General features: G+C 55.0%; 1 protein-coding gene. It reads left to right on the top strand.

The window, feature by feature from the left end; genetic code table 11:
- Positions 1-1,193: 1,193 nt before the first annotated feature.
- On the top strand, positions 1,194-2,057 hold the full coding sequence (locus MJ601_RS21695; RefSeq protein WP_242130468.1) for a DUF1698 domain-containing protein: 864 nt from the start codon (positions 1,194-1,196) through the stop codon (positions 2,055-2,057).
- Positions 2,058-2,223: the final 166 nt, after the last annotated feature.

The following is a 2,223-nucleotide window of genomic DNA, read 5'->3' as shown; positions in this document are numbered from 1 at the left end:
AAGGGCGTCCGCCAGCAGTTCGGCCTGATCCTCCGGTTCGGTCAGATATTCCGCCGCGTCAAAGCGGGTGAGTTTGATGGCCATCGTTTCGTTTCCTTTCGGGCCTGCGAAGCGGGTCAGGATATCTGAGCCGCCATTTCCTTTGCTTTTGCGATATCCCGCTGCTGGCTTGACTTGTCGCCGCCCACCAGCAGGATAGTTTCCATGCTGTCTCTTATATGTGACATGGAGGAGTTGTCAACATATAAGAGACACGGCGACCCATCATGGTCATCGGCGCGCAATAATCTTACGCACCCTGTCATATCGGATCAGCCCTCCACCGGCGTCAGCGGAGGGCGACGTCGCGCCGGACTGGCGCGCGGGGACCGGGCAGGGTCGAGGGGGGTGGCGCCCCTGAAAACGCGCTTTTCCCCCCGCCTCGCCCGCGCGCTTTTCATGTCGGTTTTGATGCACTCACTCGCTCACCTTTCGGGCGGCCCAGATGCTGGGTGGGATTGGTACCGAACGGGGCCATTGAAAGATGCGATTTGATCCAGCTGGACGACCATTTGGCGGCGGCGACTGGATCGAGAAATTTTCGCGTCCGGGGCATACGCCAGTGAGGGAGGGGGCGGGAAAGCGCAACATCCATAACGCGCGCCCATCCATTCGCATTAAGACACTGAAATCATATGATCTTATTGGTTACCTCAATGGTGCAATTCCATGCCACCTTGGCGAGTGAAAAACGCAACACCCGCAGAAAACCTAACTTTCCCAGATACTAAATGTTGCAGTTTCAAAATGTAATCTGGTTGCATGAAGGTTGCATCAAAGGTTGCGCTAAAATGGCGGGTTTCCGTCGATTTTGCGGATGTTGCATTTTTTCCGATACCCGCCACGCACTGAAGGAAAGGGCAGCTTATAATGTCCGCCTTTCAATGCACCATCGATCCCCCCGGAACGCGGCCTAGATCCTTGGCTGGTTTGGCCCTTCAGGATCCGACACCTCGTTTCTAGTAAAAAGGTGGACTACCCAAAAGAGCGCCATCACAAACCTCTACGATGCTGTATCTGCGGCCTAAAGGAGGGAGTACGTTTGTGCTTCGCCAGAGAAATCAAGGGATTTGCGCCATGCTGCAATAACCCGGCCGCTTCGGCTTTACAGGGACAAGCGGCTATCGGACGCTCAAGTTGCAGGCCTGTTTACGATGACTCAGGAGATCGTGATGACATCTTGTCACATTGGGAGCCGCGTTTATGCCCACCAGCCGAGAATGAGCGAAGCGGAAATCCGCGATCGAATGGGGGAGCTTGCCCCGTTTCACCACGCGATTGAAATGCCTTTCGGCCTCAATACTTATGATGAGGATTCGCGTCGACCCGGTCGCCAGTCCACCGGCCGGATAGACAGCATGAAGAAGCATATGTGGCCTAGGCTTCTGAAACATTTTGGCGGCACATTGCAGGGGAACCGCGTTCTGGATGTCGCCTGTAATTGCGGCGGTTTTTCCTTTCTGGCGGCAGAGGCCGGGGCGGATGAAGTCCTGGGCTTTGATTCGGAGCATCGATACATAGAACAGGCGAAATTTATCCAGGAGGCACGGCAGGAGACGAGAATAAGATTTGAAAAGGACAGATTGGAGAATATCGGCCCCGAGGCATACGGACGCTTCGACGTGTCCTTTTTTTTCGGCATTCTATATCATTTAGAAGATCCGATCGGAGGATTGCGACGGATCGCTGACGTAACCACCGATACCATAGTGGTCGACACCCACCTGATGCGCATTCCCTACATTCACCGGTTCTTCAAAGCGCCATTGTGGGGCATGAGCTTAGTAGAGCCTGTAGAAGATAATGATACCACGGGACTCTGGCGGAAAGCTCGTCATTGCCAGTTCAAACCCACGCTTCAGGCTGTCGAGCAAGCCCTAAAATTTGTTGGGTTCGATGATGTGGAATATTTGACACCCTCCGCCAGCGGGCTGGAAGATCGCTATTATAAGAGGACGCGTGGCACATTCATCGCTCGGAGGCGAGCAAGTCCGGGGAGCAGTTCCGCTTTAAGTTGAGGATGGGTACGCCTCTGTTTCGCCTGCTGCTTCGGTGCGGGGTCGCAGCAATCTATAGGAAGCCAACTGGCGGCGCATAGGCGCTGCCCGTCAGCCCGCAGAAGGCCTAGCCGCCGCGTGAACGGCTTCGGGACTATTTCGGGACTCGCCGGTCAATTCCTATGTT

The sequence above is a fragment of the Sphingobium trunci genome, from assembly GCF_022664535.1.
Lineage (GTDB): Bacteria > Pseudomonadota > Alphaproteobacteria > Sphingomonadales > Sphingomonadaceae > Sphingobium.
Note: the sequence above shows the minus strand (reverse complement) of the source record. Positions and strands in the feature narration are given on the sequence as shown.

Bases quoted from the DNA above. Each gene is read 5' to 3' on its own strand.
- MJ601_RS21695 (WP_242130468.1), top strand. From the start codon at position 1,194: ATGACTCAGGAGATCGTGATGACATCTTGTCACATTGGGAGCCGCGTT.